1 protein-coding gene is annotated in these 306 nt (G+C 79.4%); it reads right to left on the bottom strand.

What is annotated here, in order from left to right; all coding sequences use genetic code 11:
* Positions 1-150: tRNA (adenosine(37)-N6)-threonylcarbamoyltransferase complex ATPase subunit type 1 TsaE (locus tag LO771_RS30235; RefSeq protein WP_230748355.1), on the bottom strand; the 150-nt coding region annotated here is incomplete at its 3' end.
* Between the last annotated feature and the right edge of the window lie 156 nt (positions 151-306).

Raw genomic sequence — 306 nt, 5'->3', positions numbered from 1 at the left:
CCCCAGGCCGCGGGTGAGGGTGGTCTTGCCCGCGCCCAGCTCTCCGGAGAGCAGCACCCGGTCGCCGGGCCGCAGCAGCGCGGCCAGCTCGCGGCCGAGCCGCTGCATGCGGTCGGGCGTGGGCACGGTGAGGGTGGCGTACGAGCCCATGGGGGTGTCGCGGTCCTTCCGGGGGTGCGTGCCGGGTCCGGCCCCCGGGCGTTCGGGGTCCGGGGGCCTCGAGGGTCTCAGGGTCGCACGCCGGAGCCGTCCGGGTCGCCCGCGCCGTCGAGTCCGCCCAGGTCGCCGAGCGGGACGCCGCTGCGG

The organism is Streptacidiphilus sp. ASG 303, assembly GCF_020991365.1.
Classification (GTDB): domain Bacteria; phylum Actinomycetota; class Actinomycetes; order Streptomycetales; family Streptomycetaceae; genus Peterkaempfera.
Note: the sequence above shows the minus strand (reverse complement) of the source record. Positions and strands in the feature narration are given on the sequence as shown.